This is a genomic window from Ruegeria discodermiae (assembly GCF_030758345.1).
Lineage (GTDB): Bacteria > Pseudomonadota > Alphaproteobacteria > Rhodobacterales > Rhodobacteraceae > Ruegeria_C.
In genome coordinates, this window is the sequence record NZ_JAVAMO010000018.1 from 70,173 (window position 1) to 92,197 (window position 22,025).

Sequence of the window (22,025 nt, forward strand, 5' to 3'; positions counted from 1 at the left end):
TCCGCCTGTTCGGGCCTGAAACTGTCCGCCGGACAGTTTCCGGGACGGCCCTCACTCCCCGCCGGAGGCGCGTGCAGCCTCCACCGGACCTGACATTCCATAGGAGCGCTGCAATGGCCTTCAAACTGACCGACTACGAAGCCTATGACTTCGCCAATCGCCGCCACATTGGCCCGTCGCCCACCGAAATGCGCGACATGCTCAAGGTGATCGGCTTCAAGACGCTGGACCAGCTGATCGATGCCACTGTTCCCCCGGCGATCCGCCAGAAAGAGGCGCTGGATTGGGGCCCCGCGATGACCGAACGCGACGCGCTCTTTCATATGAAAGAGGTGGCGAGCAAGAACAAGGTTCTGACTTCGCTGATCGGGCAGGGCTATTACGGCACCACGACGCCCGCGCCGATCCTACGCAACATTCTGGAAAACCCGGCCTGGTACACGGCATATACCCCCTATCAGCCAGAGATCAGCCAGGGCCGTCTTGAGGCGCTCTTGAACTTCCAGACCATGGTCAGCGACTTGACCGGGCTGGACGTGGCCAACGCGTCCCTGCTGGACGAGGCCACCGCCGCCGCCGAAGCCATGGCCATGGCCAAGCGTGGCGGCCGGTCGAAGGGCAATAACGCGGCCTTCTTTGTCGACAAGAATTGCCATCCGCAGACCATCGCTGTGATCAAAACACGCGCGGAGCCTCTGGGCATCGACGTGCAGGTCGCCGATCCCGATACGCTTGACGCGGGCGCGGTGTTTGGCGCGATCTTCCAGTATCCCGGCACCCACGGCCATGTGCGCGACTTCACCGCTGAAATCGCTGCGCTGCATGAACACAAAGCCATCGCCGTTGTCGCCGCCGACATCCTATCGCTGGCTCTGTTGAAGTCACCCGGCGAGATGGGCGCGGATATTGCCATTGGCTCGACCCAGCGTTTTGGCGTGCCGATGGGTTATGGCGGTCCGCACGCGGCCTATATGGCGACCACCGACAAGCTGAAGCGGGCGATGCCGGGCCGGATCATCGGCGTCAGCATCGATAGCCGCGGCAACAAAGCCTATCGCCTAGCGCTGCAAACCCGCGAGCAACATATTCGCCGCGAGAAAGCCAACTCGAATGTTTGTACTGCGCAGGCCCTGCTGGCGGTCATTGCCTCAATGTATGCCGTGTACCATGGCCCCGACGGCATCAAGGCCATCGCGCAATCGGTGCACCGCAAGACCTCGCGCCTGGCCGCCGGTCTGGAGGAGGCAGGCTTCGCCGTTGAACCGGAAGTTTTCTTCGACACGATCACGGTCGAGGTCGGCCATCTGCAAAAGACGGTGATGGAGGCCGCCGTGTCGCGCGGCGTCAACCTGCGCAAGGTAGGTGATTCGAAAGTGGGTATCAGCCTCGACGAACAGACCCGGCCCGAGACCATCGAGGCTGCCTGGGGGGCTTTCGGCATCGATAAGACAGACGACAGCTCGAACAAGGTCTATCGCCTGCCCGACTATGCGCTGCGCGAAAGCGCGTACCTGACGCATCCGATCTTCCACCAGAACAGGGCCGAGGCCGAAATCACCCGCTATATGCGCCGTCTGGCCGACCGTGACCTGGCGCTGGACCGGGCGATGATCCCGCTGGGCTCCTGCACCATGAAGCTGAACGCGACGATCGAGATGATCCCGGTCACCTGGCCCGAGTTCGGCAACCTGCACCCGTTTTGCCCCGAAGATCAGGCGCAAGGCTATCACGAGATGATTGCCGATCTGAACGACAAGCTGTGCCAGATCACTGGCTATGACGCGATCTCCCAGCAGCCCAATTCAGGCGCGCAGGGCGAATATGCGGGCCTGCTGACCATCCGCAACTATCACTTCGCACGCGGAGAGGGGCACCGCAATGTCTGCCTGATCCCCACCTCCGCGCACGGGACCAACCCCGCCTCGGCGCATATGGTGGGCTGGCAGGTTGTGCCGGTGCAATCGGATGAGAAGGGCAATATCGATCTGGTTGATTTCCGCGCCAAGGCTGAAAAGCACTCGGATAACCTGGCGGGGTGCATGATCACCTACCCCTCGACCCATGGCGTGTTCGAGACCACCGTTCAGGAGGTCTGCCAGATCACCCATGATCATGGCGGTCAGGTCTATATCGATGGTGCCAACATGAACGCCATGGTTGGGCTTTCGCGTCCCGGTGACATTGGCGGCGATGTCAGCCACCTGAACCTGCACAAGACCTTCTGCATCCCGCATGGCGGCGGCGGCCCCGGCATGGGTCCGATCGGCGTCAAGGCGCATCTGGAGGAGCACCTGCCCGGCCATCCGGAATACGGCACCGCCGTGGGTCCGGTCTCGGCGGCACCGTTTGGGTCTCCGTCCATTCTACCTGTCAGCTGGGCCTATGTGCTGCTGATGGGTGGCGCGGGGCTGACTCAGGCCACCAAAGTGGCGATCCTGAACGCCAACTACATCGCGGCGCGACTCAAGGACGCCTATCCGATACTCTACACCTCGGAAACCGGTCGGGTCGCGCATGAGTGTATCCTCGACACCCGCCCGTTGGACGCTGAGGCGCATGTCACCGTCGATGATATTGCCAAGCGCCTGGTCGATAGCGGCTTCCATGCGCCGACCATGTCCTGGCCGGTGGCTGGCACCCTGATGGTCGAACCGACCGAGTCGGAGCCCATGGCCGAACTGGATCGGTTCTGCGACGCGATGCTGTCGATCCGGGCCGAGGCGCAGCAGATCATCGATGGCGAGATCGACGCCGAGAACAACCCGCTCAAGAACGCACCACATACGGTGCGTGATCTGGTGGGCGACTGGGACCGGCCCTATACCCGCGAGCAGGCCTGTTTCCCGGCGGGCTCGCTTGGGGTCGACAAATACTGGTCTCCGGTCAACCGCGTCGACAACGCCTATGGCGATCGCAATCTGGTCTGCACTTGTCCACCGATGTCGGACTATGAGGACGACGCGGCCTGAACCCTGCCGTTTCCTATCTCGCCAGCTTAGGCTGGCGAGATACTCCCCCAGAAGTGAGGAGGTCGCAACGCGGGTTCAGAGTCCCTCGATCAGCGCGATATCTGCCTGACAGGCCCCTGCACGTTTCTCTCGGGCAGCTTGGTATTCTGTTGAGTTGTAGCAGTTTCGGGCTTGCTGGATTGTATCGAACTCGATGATGACGCGGCGTTGCCAGTTTTGGCCTTCGAGGGTTTCTGCGTCTCCGCGCGCGAGAAAGCGGGCGCCGTATTTGCGGAAAGCTTCGGGGGCGATGGACTGGTAGCCCTGATAGGCGTCGGGGTCTGTCACGGTGACGTTAGCGATCCAGTAAGCCTTTGGCGTGTCAGTCATTTTCACTCTTTTCCTCTGCCGCGAGCAGCCTGTCGGCGATGGCGCTGGTGTCATCCAGATGGTGTTCAACGGCCCGGCGCGCGGCGTCTGGATTGCCCGAAGTAATCGCCTCGCAAATCCGTTCCATATGGGCGATGCCGGGACGTTCGCGGTTGGAGGTGGACAATGTTATCATCCGCAACCGGCTGATCCGCCCGTTCAGGCGCTGCACGATGTCCCAGGCGATATACTGCCCGGCGCCGTCGAAAATCTCGGAGTAGAAATCCGCCGTGGCGCGGAACAGCGCGCCGGGCGCCTTGTCCGAGAAGCCGAGTTTCAGCCGCTCAAGCGCATCTATGAGGGTGTGCGCGCGCTCAGGCGTGATATTGCGGGCGCAGCCTTCGGCGGCTGCGGTTTCGAGCATGCGGCGGATGGCGTAGATCTGACGGGCATCCTCGCGGTTCATGATGGCGACGATCGGGCCGCGCCCGGGCAGGATCTCCACTAGGCCTTCGGCTTCGAGATAGCGTATTGTTTCCCGGATGACGGTTCTGCTGACGCCCAGCTGGTCGCAGAGCGGGCGTTCGACAAGCCGTTCGCCGGGCAGGAAAACCCCCTCGATAATCGCGTCGCGCATCCGATCCTGCACCATGTCTCGCAGGGTTGCGGGGGGGTGGTCGATCTTCGTCAGCTTGGCGGTGCTCATGGCTTTCTTGCTATCAGTTCAGGGTCGAGTGAACAAGGTATGATTGACAGCTTGTAATATGGTATACCATAATCTTGCCACCGAATCGCAAGGACCAAAATCATGCCTGCCGAAATCCGCAAAACCCTGCTGCATGTGGAAAACACCCTGATCGAAGGGGGCAAGGTTGCTGAACAGCCGCTGAAGATGATCGCCGCTATTGCAGTGATCACAAACCCATGGGCGGGGCGCGGTTTTGTCGAAGATCTGAAGCCCCAGATTCACGATTGCGCCCCGGGACTGGGCCAGCTGCTGACGGATATGGTGCTGGAGGCCGCCAGCGGTGGCGACAAGGTCGAAGGGTATGGCAAGGCGGCTATCGTGGGTGTGAATGGGGAGGTGGAGCATGGCTCGGCCCTGATCCACACGCTGCGCTTTGGCAATGTCTACCGCGAGGCGGTGGGGGCCAAATCTTATCTGGCCTTTACCAACACGCGTGGCCCGGCAAATGCAGCGATGCAGATTCCGCTGATGGACAAGAATGACGGCGGGCGGCGCAGCCACTACCTGACGATCCAGTTGCAGGTTGCGGATGCGCCCGCGCCGGACGAGATCATGATCGCGCTTGGCGCCTCGATTGGCGGGCGTCCGCATCACCGGATCGGGGACCGCTATCAGGACCTCAAGGAACTGGGCCATGACGTTGACAACCCTGCAGCTGTCTGAGCCGTTTGGCCCAGTTGCCTGTCGCGAGGCGGGGCTTTCCCATGCCGGGAACGCACCTCCGCTGGTGCTGATACATGGTGTGGGGATGCAGTCGGCGGCCTGGGGGCCGCAGATCGAGGCGCTTGCTGATGCGCATCATATCATTGCTTTGGACATGCCCGGACATGGCGGCAGCGACCAGATCGCGGCCGGGTCCGAATTGCCCATCTTTCTGGACTGGTTACTGGCGGTTCTGGATGGCCTTCAGCTGACACAGGTCAATCTGGCGGGGCATTCCATGGGCGCGCTGATTGCCGGCGGATTTGCGGTGCGCCACCCGGACCGGGTGGCCCGAGTCGCCCTGCTGAACGGCGTCTATTGCCGCGACGCGGCGGCCAGCAAATCGGTGATCGCGCGGGCCGAACTGATTGGCACGGGGGCGTTTGATCTGGAAACGCCGCTGCAGCGCTGGTTTGGAGATACCGCAACGGATCGGGCGGCGCGCGACCATGTGGCGTCGTGGCTGTCGGAGGTCGATATTGACGGCTATGCCACCGCATACGGGGCGTTTGCGCGCGGCGACAGGCTCTATGCGGACGGGTTCGGGCAGATCGCCTGCCCATTGCTGGCGCTGACAGGCGACGGCGACCCCAACTCGACCCCGGCCATGTCGCGGGCCATGGCGCAGGCGGCCCCGCGCGGGCAGGCTGTTGTCATCGAAAACCACCGGCATATGGTCAACCTGACGGCTCCGGATGCGGTCAACGCAGCGCTGGAGGCCTGGCTGGCAACTCCACTGGAAGAGGGTGATCCCACATGATCGAATTTGACCCCGACACATTGAACGACCCGCGCGCTCTGCGAAACGCCTTTGGCACGTTCATGACCGGCGTGACCGTTGTGACCACGCTGGAGGACACGGGGCAGCCACTGGGGTTTACCGCGAATTCCTTTGCCTCGGTCTCGCTTGATCCGCCTCTGGTTCTGGTCTGCCTGGCCAATAGCTCACGCAACTACGACACGTTCGCGAACACGTCGCGCTTTGCCATCAACATTCTGGCCGAGTCCCAGATCGAGGTCTCCAACACCTTTGCCCGCCCGGTCGAGGACCGCTTCGCCAAGGTGGGCTGGCAGCCGGGGCCGCACGGGTCCCCCATTCTGGACGATGTGTCGGCCTGGTTCGATTGCAGCATGTTCAACACGGTTGATGCAGGCGATCACCTGATCTTGATCGGCGAGGTCAAAGCCTTTGATCAGGAAATCGCACCGGGGCTGGGATATGCCCGCGGCGCCTATGTCACCCCCGCTGCCGAGGCGAAGGCGATGAGCAAGCGCACCGGCATGATCGTGTCTGCCCTGATCGAGCGGAACGGGAAGATCCTGTTGCAGGATGATGGCAATGGCGGTCTGACGATCCCGGCCACCGATGATGTGGCAGATGGGGCCAACGTTGCGCTGGCACGGCTGATCAGCGACAGCGGGATACAGGCGGAACCGGGATTTGTCTTTTCCGTCTATCAGGATGAAGCGCGCAAACATCAACACATCTCATTCCTGTGTCAGGCTGCTGATGGCGCGCCGCAGAACGGTGCCTATACCGAGCTCAACGCCTCCACATTGATGGATGTCGCTGATCCGGCCATCTGCACCATGCTGGAGCGGTTCGCCAGGGAAAGCCGCATAGGGAATTTTGGGGTGTATTACGGCAACGAGGTGAGTGGCGAGGTCAAGCCGCTCACCCCTGGGAGTTAAGTCAGTATGAAGTTCTCACTCTTTGCGCATATGGAGCGGATCTCACCGGATCAGGACCAGAAACAGCTTTATAACGAGTTCATCCAGCTGTGCAAAATCGCCGATGCGGGCGGGATGCACGCGGTCTGGACCGGCGAGCACCATGGCATGAACTTCACCATCGCGCCGAACCCGTTCCTGAACCTGGTCGATGTTGCGCGCCTTACCAAAAACGTGCGGTTGGGCACCGGCACGGTTATTGCGCCGTTCTGGCATCCGATCCGTCTGGCGGGCGAGGCGGCGATGGCCGATATCATCACCGACGGGCGCCTTGATCTGGGGATCGCGCGCGGGGCCTATACTTTCGAATATGAGCGGCTGATGCCGGGGATGGACGCCTGGGAGGCCGGTCAGAGAATGCGCGAGCTGATCCCCGCCGTGCAAAACCTGTGGCAGGGCGATTATGTGCATGAGGGCGCGTTCTATCAGTTCCCCAAAACCACCTCCGCCCCGCAGCCCGTCCAGCAGGATGGCCCGCCGATCTGGGTGGCCGCACGCGACCCCAACAGCCATGAATTTGCGGTTCAGAACAATTGCAACGTGCAGGTGACGCCGCTCTGGAACGGGGATGAAGAGGTCCGCAGCCTCATGTCCAAGTTCAACGATGCCTGCACCAAGTTCCCTGATGTGGCGCGGCCGAAAATCATGTTGCTGATGCACACTTATGTGGCCGGGGATGATGCGGATGTGAAACAGGCGGCGATCGAGCTGAACCGGTTCTATTGCTACTTCGGTGCATGGTTCATGAACAAGCGCGACATCAATCAGGGCCTGATCGACCCGCTCAGCGATGACGAGATCACGGCCCATCCCTTCTACACGCCTGAGAATATGGAACGCGATCTGGTGATCGGCACCGCCGGCACAGTCATCGACCGGCTGCGCCAGTACCAAGAGCTTGGTTATGACGAGTATTCCTTCTGGATCGATTCCAGCATGCCGTTTGAGCGCAAGAAAGCCTCGCTGGAGCGGTTCATCAAAGACGTCATGCCGGCCTTTCAATAAGGGATCGTCGTAAAATGCAGCAGTTTCAACAGTATATCGATGGCACCTTCTCGAACGGGTCCGGGTGGTTTGACAGTCTGGACCCGGCGACCGGCACGGTCTGGGCGCAAATGCCCGAGGCTGCGGTCGAGGATGTCAACAGGGCTGTTGAGGCTGCTGAGCGTGCGTTTTTCTCACCCGAATGGGCCGGGATGACCGCCACCGCACGCGGCAAGCTGCTCTACCGACTGGCGAATCTGGTCGCGGAAAACGCCCCGCGTCTGGCCGAGCTTGAGACCCGCGATACCGGCAAGATCATCCGCGAAACATCGGCGCAGATCGCTTATGTGGCGGAATATTACCGCTATTATGCCGGGCTGGCAGACAAGATCGAGGGGGCGCATCTGCCGATCGACAAGCCGGATATGGAGGTCTGGCTACGCCGCGAGCCGATCGGCGTCGTGGCGGCGGTGGTGCCGTGGAACTCGCAGCTGTTCCTGTCGGCGGTCAAGATCGGACCGGCGCTGGCGGCGGGCTGCAGCGTGGTTCTGAAAGCCTCCGAGGACGGCCCGGCGCCGATGCTGGAATTTGCGCGCATTTTTGATCAGGCGGGCTTTCCCAACGGCGTGCTGAACGTCATCACAGGCGGCCCCATGGCCGGGGCCACCCTGACCAGCCATCCCAAAGTGGCCCATGTCGCCTTTACCGGCGGGCCGGAGACGGCGCGCCATATCGTGCGCAACTCGGCCGAGAATCTTGCCTCCACCTCGCTGGAGCTGGGCGGCAAATCCCCGTTCATCGTGTTCGAGGATGCCGATATCGCCAGCGCGGTGAACGCGCAGATCTCGGGCATTTTTGCCGCCACGGGTCAAAGCTGCGTGGCCGGGTCGCGCCTTGTGGTGCAGGCCTCGATCAAGGATGCCTTTCTGGCCCGCCTCAAGGAAAAGGCCGAGGCCGTCGTCATTGGGGCACCTGATGACATGGATACCGAAATTGGCCCGCTCTGCACAAAGCGCCAGCGTGACATCGCGGTTGATCTGATCGCGCGCTCCGTCGCGCAGGGGGCCAGGCTGGTGACCGGCGGCAGGCCCAGCGACCGCGACGGGTTCTACTTCCCCCCCACCATCCTGGATTGTTCCGAGGCCCGCGACGCGGACAGCCTGACCAACGAATTCTTTGGCCCGGTGCTGTCAGTTGTGTCTTTCGAGACCGAAGAGGATGCCATCGACATCGCCAATGACACGCAGTTCGGCCTGGCCTCGGGCCTGTTCACCCAGAACCTGACCCGCGCCCACCGCATGATCCGCGCCATCCGCGCCGGCATCGTCTGGGTCAACACCTACCGCGCCGTCAGCCCGATCGCTCCCTTCGGCGGCCACGGCCTCTCCGGCCACGGACGCGAAGGCGGCCTCCAAGCCGCGCTCGACTACACAAAGGTAAAATCCGTCTGGCTACGCACCAGCGACGACCCAATCCCGGATCCGTTCGTCATGCGCTGACGCCCCCGAGGCGCTGAGTCTTGCTTAGCTACGCATCCGGATGAAATCGGGATCATAGGGGGCGGATGCGATGACCTCGGTCGCGACCCGTTCACCACAAAGGTCCAGCTCCATCCGCGCGCCCTGATCGGCGAGCTCGGGATCAACAAAGGCATAAGCCAGGTTCATCCCGACCCGGTGACCCCAATCGCCAGAGGTTACCGTGCCTACAACCCGGTCACCCTGCATCAGAGAGGCACCCCCATGGGCCGGGGCATGACTGGCGTCAACGCGCAGGGTGACGAGCCGTTTGCGCGGCCCGTCGATCCGGCGCTGCAGCAACGCGGTTTTGCCGACAAAGTCGATTTCCTTGTCTGGTCGGACGAACCGATCAAGCGCTGTTTCAAACGGATCGAACTCTGTCAGCAGCTCGGCCTTCCAGTGCAGGAACCCTTTTTCCATCCGCATCGAGTCCACCGCGCGCGCGCCGAAGAGTTTTAGCCCATACGCTTCGCCCGCCCGCCGCAGCGCCAGATAGGCGGCATAGAGCGAGGCGTTCGGGACATGGATCTCATAGGCCAGTTCCCCCGAAAAGCTGACGCCCATCACAACAGCCGGGGCAATTCCGACAAAGCACTCGCGCGCGCTGAGCCAGGGAAAGGTCGCCGCCGACCAGTCACCGCGTGCGCAGCAGGATAGCACCGCGCGCGCGTTGGGACCGGCAAGCACCAGAATGGTGTGCTCATTGGTCAGGCTGCGCAGATGAACATCTTCGCCACCCGCGATATGGGCGCTGAGCCAATCCATGTCGTGATACTCCGCCGCCGCCGCCGAGCCCAACCAGACGCGGTCCGGGCCACGGTCGCTGGCGGGCAGGTTGGCGATGGTGGCCTCGCTTTTGATCGTGCCATGATGGTTCAGCAGATAGCCCAGCCCGACCCGGCCCGCGCGTTTGGTCACCGCTCCGCAGATCATCCGGTCAAGGAAGCGGTGGCGATCCGCGCCGGTGATCTCGATGCGGTTGAAACCATTGACCTCGCAAAGGCCGACATTGTCCTGAACGTTCCTGACCTCAGCCGCGACAAGATCGAAGGTCTCGTCGAAATTGAAGCTGAGCGTGGGGTGAAACTCGGCACTTGGCTTGATGTAATCGACCCGCTCCCAGCCGTTCACGACGGTGAACTCCGCGCCTTCCGCTGCCAGCACAGGGGTCAGGGGTGTGGTCTTGGCAGGTCTGCCTGCGGGGCGGTGTTCGTGGGGGAAGTGAAAGCGGAACTCGTTCTGATAATCCTCGATTGCTTTCAATGCTGTCAGTTCCACATTGGCGTGGCCTGTAAAGCGGCGCGGGTCCAGAACCCAGGTGTCATAACACGCCTCACCATGCACGATCTGTTGGGCCAGCAACCAGCCATGGCCGCCACCCTCGCCAAGCCCGGCGCGCAACCCGATGATGCAGAAAGCGTTGCGCTTGCCCGGGATCGGGCCAACCAGCGGCGCGCCATCTATCGTATAGGTGATCGGGCCGTTCACGACAGTGTGGATGCCCACCTCGGTCAGGGCCGGCATGCGCGCAAACGCGCCTTCCAGCACGTCGGTGATGCGGTCCAGATCATCCGGGCAGAGCGCATTGACGAAATTCGGGTCGATCCCGTCCATGCCCCAGGTCTTGCAATCCTGTTCGTAGAACCCGACCAGCAGCCCGTTCTTTTCCTGACGGCAATAGTAATCCGAGATCGGGCAGCGGATCAGCGGCATGCGGTGACCGGCCTGCTTAATGGCGGGGATTTCTTCGGTCAGGAAATACTGATGCTCCATCGAGGCAACGGGATGATGCACCCCCATCATCGCCCCGACCTCGTTGACCCGGTAGCCGCAGGCATTGACGATAATGTCGCAATCGATGTCGCCCTTTTGGGTATGTACGGTCCAGGTGTCATCCTTGTGCTGCGTCAGCGCGGTCACCGGCGTGTTGCGATAGACCTCTGCCCCGGCCTTGCGGGCGCGTCGGGCCAGCGCCTGACACAGCTGCGCCGGGTCGATATCGCCATCGAGCGGGTCCCAGAGCCCGCCCAGCAGGTTGTCAGTCGAGATCAGCGGATGCCGCCGGGCACATTCTGCGGCATCGATCACCTCAAACTCCACGCCCATGCCGCGCGCCATCGAGGCGAAATGGCGATAGCCCTGCATCTGCGCCTCGGTATTGGCCAGTCGCATGCCGCCATCGCCATGGTGGTAGTTGATCGGATAGTCGGGGTCGTCGGCCAATTCCTTGTAAAGGTTGATCGAATGGGTCTTCAGGCCAACCATCGTCTGGGTCATGCCGAAATTCGTGACCTGAGCGGCGGAATGCCAGGTCGTGCCGCTGGTCAACTCGTTACGCTCGACCAGTACCACATCGCTCCAGCCTTCTTGTGTCAGATGGTAGAGCGTCGAACAGCCCGCGATGCCACCACCGATAACCACAACTCTTGTCCGGGATTTCATATATCCGCCTCCGAGGTTTGCCCGGACTCCGAAGGAGAAATATGGCAATGGGCAACAAGACTTTTATAATTACGATAAATTAGAAAATATGTTCTGAAATTTTAAAATTAGGTCCCAAAGCATTGCCATGGCCCCGGGCCTGCGGTTCCTAGGGGCAGCACAGACAAAGGATGCGGGAGATCAGTGGAACCTGGCAAGCGAAGCGGACGGAAGGCGAGGCTGGTGCAGCGCGCTGCCAAGCCGAGGTTTGATCCCTGTCCGCCGGGGCAGATCGGTGGTGCCTATCAGCCGATGACGATCGATGAGCTTCAGCGCATCTTGGACACCGCTTTGGACCTGCTCGACCGGCTGGGCATGGGTGAGGTACCGCGTCGTCTACGCGATGATCTGCTGGCAGTTGGTGCACGAGAGCACGGCAATGGGCGGGTGGTATTTTCCCCTGATCTGGTCGGCAAGGCCATAGACAATGCCGCAAAGACCTTCGTGCTGCATGGGCGCGACGACAGCCGGTCGATCGAGGTTGGCGGTAACCGCGTGTATTTTGGCACTGGTGGGGCTGCCGTGCAGACGCTGGACATGGAAAGCGGCCTCTACCGTCCCTCCACGCTCAGGGATCTGCATGATTTTACGCGGTTGCAGGACACGCTGGCCAATGTCAGCTGGTTCACCCGCTGTTGTGTCGCCACCGATGTGCCCGACCCCTTAGATCTGGACGTCAACACCGCCTATGCGCTGATCAGGGGAACGACCAAGCCGACGGCAACCGCCTTTACCCTGGCCGACCACGTGGCGCCTATTGTCGAGATGCTGGACATTGCCGCAGGTGGCCCCGGTGCGTTTTCCAGGCGGCCCTTCATGAAAGCCCATATCAGCCCGGTGATTTCCCCGATGCGCTTTGGCGAGGATGCGGTGGATGTGGTCTATGAATGTATTCGGCACAACATTCCCATCTCCTGCATCACCGCCGCGCAGGCCGGGGCCACCGCCCCGGCAACGCTGGCGGGGTTTCTGGCGCAATCCCTCGCCGAAACGCTGGCCAGCCTTGTGATGGTGCATGCCATACAGACGGGCTTTCCGATGGTGTTCTCGAACTGGCCCCTGGTCGTCGACCTGCGGACTGGCGCGTTTTCTGGCGGTAGCGGAGAAACCGCCGTTTTGAACGCGGCATCCGCCCAGATTTCCAACTGGCTGGGGCTGCCCTCGGGCGTGGCCTGCTCGATGACCGATGCCAAGGCGATCGATGCGCAATACGGGATGGAAAAAGGCCTTACCTCGCTTGCGGCGGGGCTGGCGGGGGGGAATCTGATCTATGAAAGCTCTGGCATGACGGCCTCGCTGCTGGGTGCAAGTTTCGAAGCGTTTGTTCTGGATGACGAGATGCATTCCCACACCTATCGCGCGCTACGTGGGATCGAAGTGAGCGAGGAAAATCTGGGCTTTGAGGCCATCTGCGATGCTGTGCTGGGGGACGGGCATTTCCTAGGCAGTCAGCACACCTTTCAGGCGATGGAGCAGGATTATTTCTATCCCACACTCGCCGACCGCGCCGCGCCGCGCAGTTGGAGTGAGGGCGGCGCGCGCGACGCCTGGTCCCGGGCACGTGCGCGGGCAAAGGACATCCTGCAAAACCACTATCCGGCCTATCTGAGCGATAAGCAGGAAGCAGCTATTCGGGCGCAGTTCAGCATCTTGTAAAGGTTTGGCCGTCAGCTTCGCAGGACAAAGTCATCCTTGAGCCAGGGCGCGATCCCGATAAGCGGACGGATTGCGTCTTCCTCGATCAGTGACCGGGCTTTTGCGTCAATCAGGTCGACAACCGAGCGGGCACAATCCGGTGTCGTGACGAGGGCGAGTTCTCGGGCGAAGCTTTTGCCGGGGAAGGCGTGCATGCTCAGGCGGGATTGAAACCGTTTGGCGCGGGCGAACAACAGCGGCGTCGTAATGGTCCAACCCGCCTCTGCCGCGACCATGGCCATCAAGGTCTGGTTGTTGCTGCATTCAAAGGAATGCGATGCGGTGATGCCGATCCGGCGCAGTTGCGCCTCGATCTGGCGCGCAATGATCAAGGTGCTGGAAAATCTCAGACACGGCAGTTTGGCGCGCCCTTCGACGATATCTTTTAGCGACCCGTCTGCCGCGCGCGGCAGCACAACAACAAACGGATCCCGCAGCAGCGGGCGCTCCTGCAGATCGGCATAGCGCTCGGAGGGGCTGGCGGTGATCCCGAGGTCGAGCTGCCGATTGCGGAGCATCTCGATCAGGGTGTGGCTGGTGTCGGTGTGATAGCAGAAATTGCAACGTGGCATTGCCCGTGAAAGATACACGGCGAGTTCGGGCACAATGTCGCTGTCCAGATCTTCGATGGTGCCGATCCGCAGAGAGCTTGCCTCGGTCACACCGCCTGCCGAGGCCTCGGCCTTTGCCCGGCGAATGACCCGAAGCGCGTCATCGATATTGCGCAGAAACACCTTGCCCTTTGGCGTCAACACCATCGGCTTTCGATTGTGGTTGAACAGTTCGACGCCAAGATGTTCTTCGAGGCTGCGCAGGTGATGCGAAATGGTGCTGACGGCCAATCCGCTCTCATCCGCCGCATCCTGCAGCGATCCTTTCCGGGCGCAGATCTGAAACAGTTCCAGCCCTTTGAGGCTCAGATCCTTTCGGGTCGAATTTGGACGCATCAGAATGCTCCGGTCAGTTGGGCGTGAGGGGGGCGGTTCATCCGGATCTTCAGCGATCGGTATCTTTTCTGCCCGGGATTTGTGACGAGTAGTAATAGGCGATGGCCTGGGCGCGGTTCTTCACCGACAGTTTTTCATAGATGTTGGACAGGTGGAATTTTACCGTATTGGTCGAGATTTGCAGCGCTTTTGACAGGTCACGATTGGACATGCCCTTGGACAGGAAATCCAGTATGGCGCGCTCTTTGCGAGACAGGCTGTAGATCGGGTCCTGCTGCATCTGGCGCACATCGACAAAGGGAAAGACCATCTTTCCGGCAGCAACATCGGCGCAGGTATTCAGCAGCCCCTCGACGGGTCCCGAGCGGGCTGCAAACCCTGCCGCCCCTGCCTGCATGGCCAGCCTTGGCGTGTCACCGGTCGCCTCGCCATAGACGACCAGACGGGGTGCTGTTTCATGCTCGCGCAGCACCTCGATCAGTTTTGCTGCTCCCAGCACCGGCAGATTCCAGTCAACCACACCAAGCTGAACCGGCACCCGCATGACGGTCCCCAAAAACCCCTCAGCGGTGGAAGATGTCGCCACGAGAGAGAATCGCGGGTCCTTTTCGAAGATCTCGGACATGGCTGACAGGACGAGCGTATTGTTGTCTGCCAGCATGATGTCGATGGGGGTATCGGGTGTGTCAAGCATTTGGAATCTCTCTGTTTATCGACATAAACTACCCATATGGATAGGGTGTTTGATAGTATACTTCGGGATACTTACCATTTTGGGTAGGTTTTTGCCCATTCATTTAGATGTCCGAAAGCAGTAGTAACTGACGTTGCGTCACGGGGCAAGTCTGGGCTTTTCTGGGGCTCAGAACGTGAACCGGGGCCGATGCCCCTGCCCAAACCGAGAGGCATCCGATGACAGTTCAGATTTTTCCCAGCCTCGACATCCCCGAGACGCTTGCGGCTGGGCCAGGGCCCGGCAATACCGATCCGCGGGTGCTGCAGGCCTTCAGCGGTGCCGGTGTGGCGGATCACATGCAGCCCGATGTGCTGCGCGGGATGATCGAGTGCAAGCATATGCTGCGCGCGGTCTGGGGCACCGACAACACCTATACTTTCGCGGTGGCGGGCACCGGCTGGAGCGGGTTGGATGCGATGTTCTCGGCAGTGATGCCGGGAGACAAGGTCGTGGCGTTTTCCAACGGGACGTTCTCGGGCATCGACGCTCTGACGCTGCGGATCAAGGCGGCGACCCCGGCAGAACATGCGGCGGACCCGCTGGATCCGCAGGCCGCCAGCGTGACCGTGGTCGAGCTGCCGCATGGCCAGTCGGTGACCGGAGCCGTGGTCGAGGCGGCGCTTGCCGAGCACAAACCGAAATGGGCCTTCATGGCGCATTGGGAGACCGGCTCGGGCCGGGTCAACGACCTGCGGGGCTTTTCGGATGCCTGCGCGCGTCACGAGGTGATGGGGCTGGTGGATGCGGTGTCGTCGCTGGGTGTCGATGATTTCTCGATCGATGAGTATCCGGGCGTTGCGGGCTGGGCCTCCTGCCCACAAAAAGGCCTGTGCTGCCTGCCGCTGACCTATGCGCCGGTCAGTTTCAGTGATGCCTATATCGCGTCGCTGCAGGTCAGTGGGGCTTATAGCTATGTGCACAACCCGATCTTCGAGGCGCGCCATTGGGGCATTCTCGAAGGCCGGGATGTGGAAAAGGGCACTTATCATCGCACCCATTCGGGCTATGCCGTCGCCGCTTTTCACGAAGCGCTGCGCCTGACGCTGCAGGAGGGGTTGGCCAAGCGAGCCGCCGCCTATCGCACCCATGAGACGGTTCTGCGTGATGCCGTCACGGCGATGGGCTGCACGGTCACCTCGGACATGCCCAGCCTTGTGGTGCTGACGCTGCCGCCAGAGCTGGCGGGCCGCGAGATGGAGCTGGTGCAGGCCTGTCGGGCCGAGGGCTTTGGCATCTGGCCGACGCTCAGTGCGCCGGTGCAGGTGCGGATCGGCATCCTCAACCAACTCAACCGTCAGGCCATCAGCCAGATCGTGCGCCTATTTGCCGATGCGCTGGTTGCGTTGGGCGGCAAGGTGGATCGCGACGCAATCGAAGCGCTGCTCGAAAGCCGCTATGGCACGTCGATCGCAGCGTGAACGGGAGGGAGACAGATGGACATTCATGAATATCAGGCCAAGGAAATCCTGTCGAATTTTGGTGTCGCCGTGCCGACCGGCGCGCTGGCCTACAGCCCCGAGCAGGCGGCCTATCGCGCCCGCGAACTGGGTGGCGACAAGTGGATCGTCAAGGCGCAGATCCATGCCGGGGGCCGCGGCAAGGCGGGCGGCGTCAAGCTCTGCAGTTCCGAAGGCGAGATCTATGAGGCCTGCAATGCGCTGTTCGGGCGCAAGCTGGTCACCCACCAGACAGGCGCCGAGGGCAAAGGCATCTACCGGGTCTATGTGGAATCCGCCGTGCCGATTGACCGCGAGATCTATTTGGGCTTCGTGTTGGACCGCACCAGCCAGCGGGTGATGATCGTGGCCTCCTCCGAAGGCGGGATGGAGATCGAGGATATCTCGGCAGAGAAGCCAGACAGCATCGTGCGCTCGACGGTGGAACCCGCCGTGGGCCTGCAGGAATTCCAGGCCCGCGAGATCGCCTTCCAATTGGGGCTTGAGCCGGGGCTGATCCAGCAGATGGTGCGCACGCTGCAGGGCTGCTATGCCGCCTTCAGCGAGCTTGACGCCACCATGGTTGAGATCAATCCACTGGTGATCACCGGCGACAAGAGGGTGCTGGCGCTGGACGCCAAAATGAGCTTTGACGACAACGCGTTGTTCCGTCATCCCCAGATCAGTGAGCTGCGCGATAAGTCCCAGGAAGACCCGCGTGAGAGCCGCGCCGCCGATCGTGGCCTGTCTTACGTCGGGCTCGACGGCAATATCGGCTGCATTGTGAACGGCGCCGGCCTGGCGATGGCGACGATGGACACGATCAAGCTGGCGGGCGGCGAGCCCGCGAACTTCCTCGACATCGGCGGCGGTGCCTCGCCCGAGCGAGTGACCAAGGCGTTCCGGCTGGTTCTGTCGGATGACAATGTGCAGGCGATCCTCGTCAATATCTTCGCTGGCATCAACCGCTGCGACTGGGTCGCCGAAGGGGTGGTTCAGGCGCTGCGCGAGTTACAGATCGACATCCCTGTCGTGGTGCGCCTCGCAGGCACCAATGTCGAGGAGGGCCAGAAGATCCTGGCCAAATCCGGCCTGCCCATTATCCGCGCCACCTCGCTGATGGAGGCCGCCGAGCGCGCCGTGCGCGCCTGGCAGAACGATCTGACCCAGAATACCAAGATGAGGGCCGTCTGATGAGCATTCTTCTCGACCGCGACACCAAGGTCATCGTGCAGGGCATCACCGGGCGGATGGCCCGGTTCCACACCAAGGACATGCTGAATTACGGCACCAATGTCGTGGGCGGCGTGGTCCCCGGCAAGGGCGGCGAGACCGTCGAGGGCCTGCCGGTCTTTGACACCGTCAAACAGGCGGTGGAGGCCACCGGTGCCGAGGCCAGCCTCGTCTTTGTCCCGCCTCCCTTTGCCGCAGATTCGATCATGGAGGCGGCAGATAGCGGCATCCGCTACTGCGTCTGCATCACCGATGGCATCCCGGCGCAGGACATGATCCGGGTCAAACGCTACATGTACCGCTACCCGCGCGACCGCCGCATGGTGCTGACCGGCCCGAACTGCGCTGGCACGATCAGCCCCGGCAAGGCACTCTTGGGAATCATGCCCGGCCATATCTACCTGCAAGGGCCTGTCGGCATCATCGGCCGCTCTGGCACGCTGGGCTATGAGGCCGCCGCCCAGCTCAAGGCGCGCGGCATCGGGGTCTCGACCAGTGTTGGGATTGGCGGCGACCCGATCAACGGCTCGTCCTTCCGCGATATCCTAGAACGGTTCGAACAGGATGACGAGACCAGCGTGATCGCCATGATCGGCGAGATCGGTGGCCCGCAAGAGGCCGAGGCAGCGGCGTTTATCCGCGATCACGTCACGAAGCCAGTAGTGGCATATGTGGCAGGTCTGACCGCCCCCAAGGGCCGCACCATGGGCCATGCGGGCGCGATCATCTCGGCCTTTGGCGAAAGCGCTTCGGAAAAAGTCGAAATCCTCTCGGCTGCCGGGGTCACCGTGGCAGAAAACCCCGCCGTCATCGGCGAGACGATCGCCCATGTCATGGAAAGGGCTGCGTGATGGTCAAACCTTCCGTTCTTGTCACCCGCCGCTGGCCCGCTGCCGTCGAAGCACAGTTGATGGACCGCTATGACGCGGTCCTGAACTGGGGCGACACACCGATGACCCCCGCCGAAATCCGCGAAGCGCTGAAAACTTATGACGCGGTGCTGCCAACCGTGACCGACCAGCTCAGCGCCGAGGCGCTGGACGTGCCCGCCGCAAAGACCAGGATCATCGCCAATTACGGCGTCGGCTATAGCCATATCTGCGAACCCGCCGCGCGCAGCCTGGGCGTCACGGTCACCAACACGCCCGACGTGCTGTCAGAATGCACCGCCGATCTTGCGATGACGCTGCTGCTGATGGTTGCACGACGTGCCGGGGAGGGCGAACGCGAAGTCCGCTCTGGTGCCTGGACCGGCTGGCGCCCGACCCATCTGGTCGGCACCAAGGTCAGCGGCAAGACGCTGGGCATCGTGGGCTTTGGTCGGATCGGTCAGGAGATGGCGCGTCGCGCCCATCACGGTTTTGGCATGAAGATCCTAGTGCAGAACCGCAGCAGGCTGGACCCGGCGCTGCTGGCCCGGTTCGGCGCAGAGCAGGTGGATGATCTTGACGCGCTGCTGCCGCGCTGCGACTTCGTCTCGCTACACTGTCCCGGCGGTGCGGCGAACCGGCACCTGATCAATGGTCGCAGGCTGGAGTTGATGAAGCCCGGCGCCTACCTGATCAACACCGCCCGTGGTGAGGTGGTCGACGAGTTCGCTCTGATCCAGGCGCTGAGCTATGACCTGATCGGCGGCGCTGCACTGGATGTCTTCGACGGTGAACCCAGGATCAGCCCCGACCTCATGCAGTGCGACAACCTCGTCATGCTCCCCCACCTCGGAAGCGCCACAAAAGAAGCCCGGGAAGCAATGGGAGAAAGGGTCCTCAACAACCTCAACGACTTCTTCAACGGGCGCGATCCAATCGACAGAGTCATATGATGCAAGCGCTGGCCAGAAGTATCGACCCCGAACAGGGGCCTATGGGTTACGCGGAGGGGTTGCGATCCGAGTTGCGTATGCTTTGGCGCAACATCCTACTGAAGCGCGCGCCACATGTGGCCACATGGGCCGAGGCTTGCCCGCTCGCTTCGATTCCCTCGGGTCCTGCCGCGACCCCGTATCTGCAGGCCTTGTCGATCTGGTTCCAGCTCTTGCGCATCATCGAAGAAAACGCAGAGGTGCGGACCCGTCGGCAGATCGAAACCAAGGACGGGGTCGACGCTGTGGAAGGCGGATTCGCCGAAGCGCTATCCGATCTGAACTTGAACCCGGATCAGGCGGCGCAGCTGACCGATGAGCTTATGGCAGGCCCGACCCTGACGGCGCATCCAACCGAAGCAAAGCGCGTCACCGTACTGGAAATTCACCGGCGGATTTACCGCAATCTGGTCAGCCTGGAAACCCAACGCTGGACTCCGACCGAACGGTCCGAACTGTTGAGCGCCCTGGAAAGTGAGATTGACCTTTTGTGGCTGACAGGGGAGTTGCGCCTGTCCCGCCCCAGCCTGCATGATGAGATCGAATGGGGCCTGCAGTTCTTCCGCGATGCGATCTTTGACGCCGTACCCCAGGTGATGGACCGGTTCGATCAGGCCTGTCTGCACGTTCTGCGCCAGACCCTAGACGTGACCCCCAACATTCGTTTCCATAGCTGGATTGGTGGTGACCGGGATGGCAACCCCAACGTCACCACCGAGATGACCTCGCTCGCCCTGAAGCGCGGGCGCGAGACGGCACTTGATCTTTACCTCCAAGCGATCGAACAGGCCGCCAGCAGGTTGAGCATCAATGCCTTGATCCTGCCACTGCCCGAGCCCCATGCCACGCGGTTGAAAACGATCATCGACCGCGCGCCAACGAGCGCGCGCAACCCCAATGAACCCTTCCGTCAGGCACTCAGCGCCATTGCTCATCGGTTGAGCGAGGATGACTACGCGCAAATCTCGCAATTCGTGAAGGATCTTGATGCGCTCGACGCGGCGCTCTGTTCGGTCAGTGCAGAAGTGCTGGCACGGCAGCATGTCCGGTCCCTGCGCCGGGCTGCATCCGTGTTCGGGTTCCGCACAACGACGCTGGACATTCGACAGAACTCAACCGTGACGACCAGCGTGTTGGCAGAACTCTGGGCATTGTCCGGACCGGTCCCCGATTTCGGCTCGCCCGAATGGTCAAGCCGCCTGCGCACAGAGCTGGCAGATCAGACCCTGCAATGCCCTGCCAAGGATCAGTTGAGCGATCAGGCACGGGAATTACTGGCGCTGCTCGCGCTGGTCCATTCGGTGCGCAACGGGTCCGATCCCAAGGCAATGGGTCCTCTCATCCTGTCCATGACACGATCGGCGGATGACATTCTGGGGGTTTACCTGCTTGCGCGTTATGCGGGCTTTGGTGCCGAGACACTGGATATCTCGGTTGTGCCGCTGTTCGAGACCATCGCCGACCTGCGCAATGCGCCTGCGATTTTGCAGGAGGTGCTGAAGGTTCCCCTTGCCCGGCGCAGCCTCAAGACCGGGGGCAACCTGATCGAGATCATGCTGGGCTATTCCGACAGCGGCAAGGATGGCGGGTTTTTCTGCTCGACCTGGGAGCTGGATCGCGCGCAGCGCCGAATTGTCTCAGCATTGGCATCACAAGGTTTTCGCGCTGCATTTTTTCACGGCCGCGGCGGGTCGGTCAGCCGGGGCGGCGCCCCCACCGGTCGCGCCATCGCCGCACAGCCCAATGGAACGATCTCGGGGCAGTTGCGCCTGACCGAACAGGGCGAGGTCGTCTCGGCCAAATATGCCAACCGGGGCACGGCTGCGGCGCATCTTGAGCTGCTGTTGTCCTGCACCCTGCGCCACACAGCCAACCAGACTAAAACCAAGGTCCGGCCAGAGTTTGATGACGCGTTGGACGCCTTATCCGAGTTGTCGCAAACAACCTATGTGTGCCTGCTCGAAATGCCCGGGTTTCTGGACTACTTCCAAGACGCAAGCCCGGTCGAGGAACTGGCCCGCCTGAAAATCGGCTCCCGCCCGGCCCGTCGATTTGGTGCCGCCAGCCTGGACGATCTGCGCGCCATTCCATGGGTGTTCGCCTGGTCTCAGAACCGCCATCTAATCACCGGCTGGTACGGGTTCGGCGCGGCGATGCGCAGTTTCCGCCGCTTTCGGGGCGCGCGCGGCGATGAGGTGCTGCAAGATCTCTTCCGGCAGTCCCGGCTGTTCCGGCTTGCCGTCGATGAGATAGAGAAATCCCTGTATCAAACCGACATGGCGGTGGCCGCGCAATATGCCCAGCTGGTCCGCGACCCCGAGACCCGCCAGCGCATCTTCGGGGCGATCAGGGCCGAGTATGCCAATGCCTGCGACGCGGTGAAGTTTCTGACCGGCGGGCAGGCGATCGGAGATCGGTTTCCGCGATTGCGCGAGCGCTTTGAACGCAAACGGGCCGAATTGGGCCGCATTCACACGCTTCAGGTCGATCTGTTGCGCCAATCCCGTGACAAAACCCGAACCGGCGCTGATGCAGTGCCGCTCCTTCAATCCATGAATGCCATCTCTGCCGGGCTGGGCTGGACTGGCTGACCCTCGTGAGGATTATTGACATGAACGCCCCCCATCGTAGCAA

Annotated in this window: 17 protein-coding genes; 12 read left to right on the plus strand and 5 right to left on the minus strand. The window is 61.9% G+C overall.

Annotation, left to right across the window (positions count from 1 at the left end):
* Positions 1-113: 113 nt before the first annotated feature.
* Complete coding sequence (gcvP, locus tag Q5Y75_RS24355; RefSeq protein ID WP_306202424.1) at positions 114-2,969, plus strand: aminomethyl-transferring glycine dehydrogenase; 2,856 nt, start codon at positions 114-116, stop codon at positions 2,967-2,969.
* 75 nt (positions 2,970-3,044) lie between these two features.
* Here the strand turns inward: gcvP and Q5Y75_RS24360 are convergent, their stop codons facing one another.
* Positions 3,045-3,338, minus strand: a complete 294-nt coding sequence (locus Q5Y75_RS24360; RefSeq protein ID WP_306202425.1) for a DUF1330 domain-containing protein — start codon at positions 3,336-3,338, stop codon at positions 3,045-3,047.
* The gene (locus Q5Y75_RS24365; protein WP_306202427.1) at positions 3,331-4,023 is read right to left on the minus strand and encodes a GntR family transcriptional regulator; all 693 of its coding nucleotides are present in this window, start codon (positions 4,021-4,023) and stop codon (positions 3,331-3,333) included. Before Q5Y75_RS24365 ends, Q5Y75_RS24360 begins: the two co-directional genes overlap by 8 nt.
* A 102-nt stretch (positions 4,024-4,125) precedes the next feature.
* Here Q5Y75_RS24365 and Q5Y75_RS24370 point away from each other — a divergent pair, with 102 nt between their 5' ends.
* From Q5Y75_RS24370 to Q5Y75_RS24390, 5 genes are read left to right on the plus strand one after another with little or no spacing between them, the layout of a single operon-like run.
* On the plus strand, positions 4,126-4,728 hold the full coding sequence (locus Q5Y75_RS24370; protein ID WP_306202429.1) for an amino acid synthesis family protein: 603 nt from the start codon (positions 4,126-4,128) through the stop codon (positions 4,726-4,728).
* Positions 4,700-5,527 (plus strand): alpha/beta fold hydrolase, encoded by an 828-nt coding sequence (locus Q5Y75_RS24375; protein ID WP_306202431.1) that lies wholly within the window; start codon positions 4,700-4,702, stop codon positions 5,525-5,527. Before Q5Y75_RS24370 ends, Q5Y75_RS24375 begins: the two co-directional genes overlap by 29 nt.
* Positions 5,524-6,459, plus strand: a complete 936-nt coding sequence (locus Q5Y75_RS24380) for a flavin reductase family protein (protein ID WP_306202432.1) — start codon at positions 5,524-5,526, stop codon at positions 6,457-6,459. The genes Q5Y75_RS24375 and Q5Y75_RS24380 overlap by 4 nt, the downstream gene beginning before the upstream one ends.
* Positions 6,460-6,465: 6 nt before the next feature.
* Positions 6,466-7,503, plus strand: coding sequence for an LLM class flavin-dependent oxidoreductase (locus Q5Y75_RS24385; RefSeq protein WP_306202433.1), 1,038 nt, complete (start codon positions 6,466-6,468; stop codon positions 7,501-7,503).
* A 14-nt stretch (positions 7,504-7,517) separates the two neighbouring features.
* On the plus strand, positions 7,518-8,981 hold the full coding sequence (locus Q5Y75_RS24390; RefSeq protein ID WP_306202435.1) for an aldehyde dehydrogenase: 1,464 nt from the start codon (positions 7,518-7,520) through the stop codon (positions 8,979-8,981).
* Between the two features lie 24 nt (positions 8,982-9,005).
* On the opposite strand, the gene Q5Y75_RS24395 is transcribed toward Q5Y75_RS24390, so the two are convergent.
* Positions 9,006-11,444, minus strand: coding sequence for a GcvT family protein (locus Q5Y75_RS24395; RefSeq protein ID WP_306202437.1), 2,439 nt, complete (start codon positions 11,442-11,444; stop codon positions 9,006-9,008).
* A 183-nt stretch (positions 11,445-11,627) separates the two neighbouring features.
* On the opposite strand from Q5Y75_RS24395, the gene Q5Y75_RS24400 reads away from it, so the two are divergent.
* Positions 11,628-13,139: a trimethylamine methyltransferase family protein gene (locus tag Q5Y75_RS24400; RefSeq protein ID WP_306202439.1), complete on the plus strand. Its 1,512-nt coding sequence runs from the start codon at positions 11,628-11,630 to the stop codon at positions 13,137-13,139.
* An 11-nt stretch (positions 13,140-13,150) separates the two neighbouring features.
* Here the strand turns inward: Q5Y75_RS24400 and Q5Y75_RS24405 are convergent, their stop codons facing one another.
* Both Q5Y75_RS24405 and Q5Y75_RS24410 read right to left on the minus strand, forming a co-directional pair.
* Positions 13,151-14,125, minus strand: a complete 975-nt coding sequence (locus Q5Y75_RS24405) for a LysR family transcriptional regulator (protein ID WP_306202441.1) — start codon at positions 14,123-14,125, stop codon at positions 13,151-13,153.
* Positions 14,126-14,174: 49 nt separating this feature from the next.
* Complete coding sequence (locus Q5Y75_RS24410; protein WP_306202443.1) at positions 14,175-14,819, minus strand: response regulator transcription factor; 645 nt, start codon at positions 14,817-14,819, stop codon at positions 14,175-14,177.
* A gap of 218 nt (positions 14,820-15,037) precedes the next feature.
* Here Q5Y75_RS24410 and Q5Y75_RS24415 point away from each other — a divergent pair, with 218 nt between their 5' ends.
* From Q5Y75_RS24415 to Q5Y75_RS24435, 5 genes are read left to right on the plus strand one after another with little or no spacing between them, the layout of a single operon-like run.
* Positions 15,038-16,279 carry a pyridoxal-phosphate-dependent aminotransferase family protein gene (locus Q5Y75_RS24415; RefSeq protein ID WP_306202444.1) on the plus strand — a complete coding sequence of 414 codons (1,242 nt, stop codon included), beginning with the start codon at positions 15,038-15,040 and terminating at the stop codon, positions 16,277-16,279.
* 15 nt (positions 16,280-16,294) lie between these two features.
* Positions 16,295-17,491, plus strand: coding sequence for a malate--CoA ligase subunit beta (locus Q5Y75_RS24420; RefSeq protein ID WP_306202446.1), 1,197 nt, complete (start codon positions 16,295-16,297; stop codon positions 17,489-17,491).
* Positions 17,491-18,381: a succinate--CoA ligase subunit alpha gene (gene sucD, locus Q5Y75_RS24425; RefSeq protein ID WP_306202448.1), complete on the plus strand. Its 891-nt coding sequence runs from the start codon at positions 17,491-17,493 to the stop codon at positions 18,379-18,381. The genes Q5Y75_RS24420 and sucD overlap by 1 nt, the downstream gene beginning before the upstream one ends.
* The gene (locus Q5Y75_RS24430) at positions 18,381-19,352 is read left to right on the plus strand and encodes a 2-hydroxyacid dehydrogenase (protein ID WP_306202450.1); all 972 of its coding nucleotides are present in this window, start codon (positions 18,381-18,383) and stop codon (positions 19,350-19,352) included. Before sucD ends, Q5Y75_RS24430 begins: the two co-directional genes overlap by 1 nt.
* Entirely contained in the window at positions 19,349-21,982 is a 2,634-nt protein-coding gene (locus Q5Y75_RS24435) for a phosphoenolpyruvate carboxylase (protein WP_306202452.1), read from the plus strand. Before Q5Y75_RS24430 ends, Q5Y75_RS24435 begins: the two co-directional genes overlap by 4 nt.
* The last annotated feature ends 43 nt before the right edge of the window (positions 21,983-22,025 follow it).

Bases quoted from the DNA above. Each gene is read 5' to 3' on its own strand.
- gcvP (WP_306202424.1), top strand. From the start codon at position 114: ATGGCCTTCAAACTGACCGACTACGAAGCCTATGACTTCGCCAATCGC.
- Q5Y75_RS24360 (WP_306202425.1), bottom strand. From the start codon at position 3,338: ATGACTGACACGCCAAAGGCTTACTGGATCGCTAACGTCACCGTGACA.
- Q5Y75_RS24365 (WP_306202427.1), bottom strand. From the start codon at position 4,023: ATGAGCACCGCCAAGCTGACGAAGATCGACCACCCCCCCGCAACCCTG.
- Q5Y75_RS24370 (WP_306202429.1), top strand. From the start codon at position 4,126: ATGCCTGCCGAAATCCGCAAAACCCTGCTGCATGTGGAAAACACCCTG.
- Q5Y75_RS24375 (WP_306202431.1), top strand. From the start codon at position 4,700: ATGACGTTGACAACCCTGCAGCTGTCTGAGCCGTTTGGCCCAGTTGCC.
- Q5Y75_RS24380 (WP_306202432.1), top strand. From the start codon at position 5,524: ATGATCGAATTTGACCCCGACACATTGAACGACCCGCGCGCTCTGCGA.
- Q5Y75_RS24385 (WP_306202433.1), top strand. From the start codon at position 6,466: ATGAAGTTCTCACTCTTTGCGCATATGGAGCGGATCTCACCGGATCAG.
- Q5Y75_RS24390 (WP_306202435.1), top strand. From the start codon at position 7,518: ATGCAGCAGTTTCAACAGTATATCGATGGCACCTTCTCGAACGGGTCC.
- Q5Y75_RS24395 (WP_306202437.1), bottom strand. From the start codon at position 11,444: ATGAAATCCCGGACAAGAGTTGTGGTTATCGGTGGTGGCATCGCGGGC.
- Q5Y75_RS24405 (WP_306202441.1), bottom strand. From the start codon at position 14,125: ATGCGTCCAAATTCGACCCGAAAGGATCTGAGCCTCAAAGGGCTGGAA.
- Q5Y75_RS24410 (WP_306202443.1), bottom strand. From the start codon at position 14,819: ATGCTTGACACACCCGATACCCCCATCGACATCATGCTGGCAGACAAC.
- Q5Y75_RS24415 (WP_306202444.1), top strand. From the start codon at position 15,038: ATGACAGTTCAGATTTTTCCCAGCCTCGACATCCCCGAGACGCTTGCG.
- Q5Y75_RS24420 (WP_306202446.1), top strand. From the start codon at position 16,295: ATGGACATTCATGAATATCAGGCCAAGGAAATCCTGTCGAATTTTGGT.
- sucD (WP_306202448.1), top strand. From the start codon at position 17,491: ATGAGCATTCTTCTCGACCGCGACACCAAGGTCATCGTGCAGGGCATC.
- Q5Y75_RS24430 (WP_306202450.1), top strand. From the start codon at position 18,381: ATGGTCAAACCTTCCGTTCTTGTCACCCGCCGCTGGCCCGCTGCCGTC.
- Q5Y75_RS24435 (WP_306202452.1), top strand. From the start codon at position 19,349: ATGATGCAAGCGCTGGCCAGAAGTATCGACCCCGAACAGGGGCCTATG.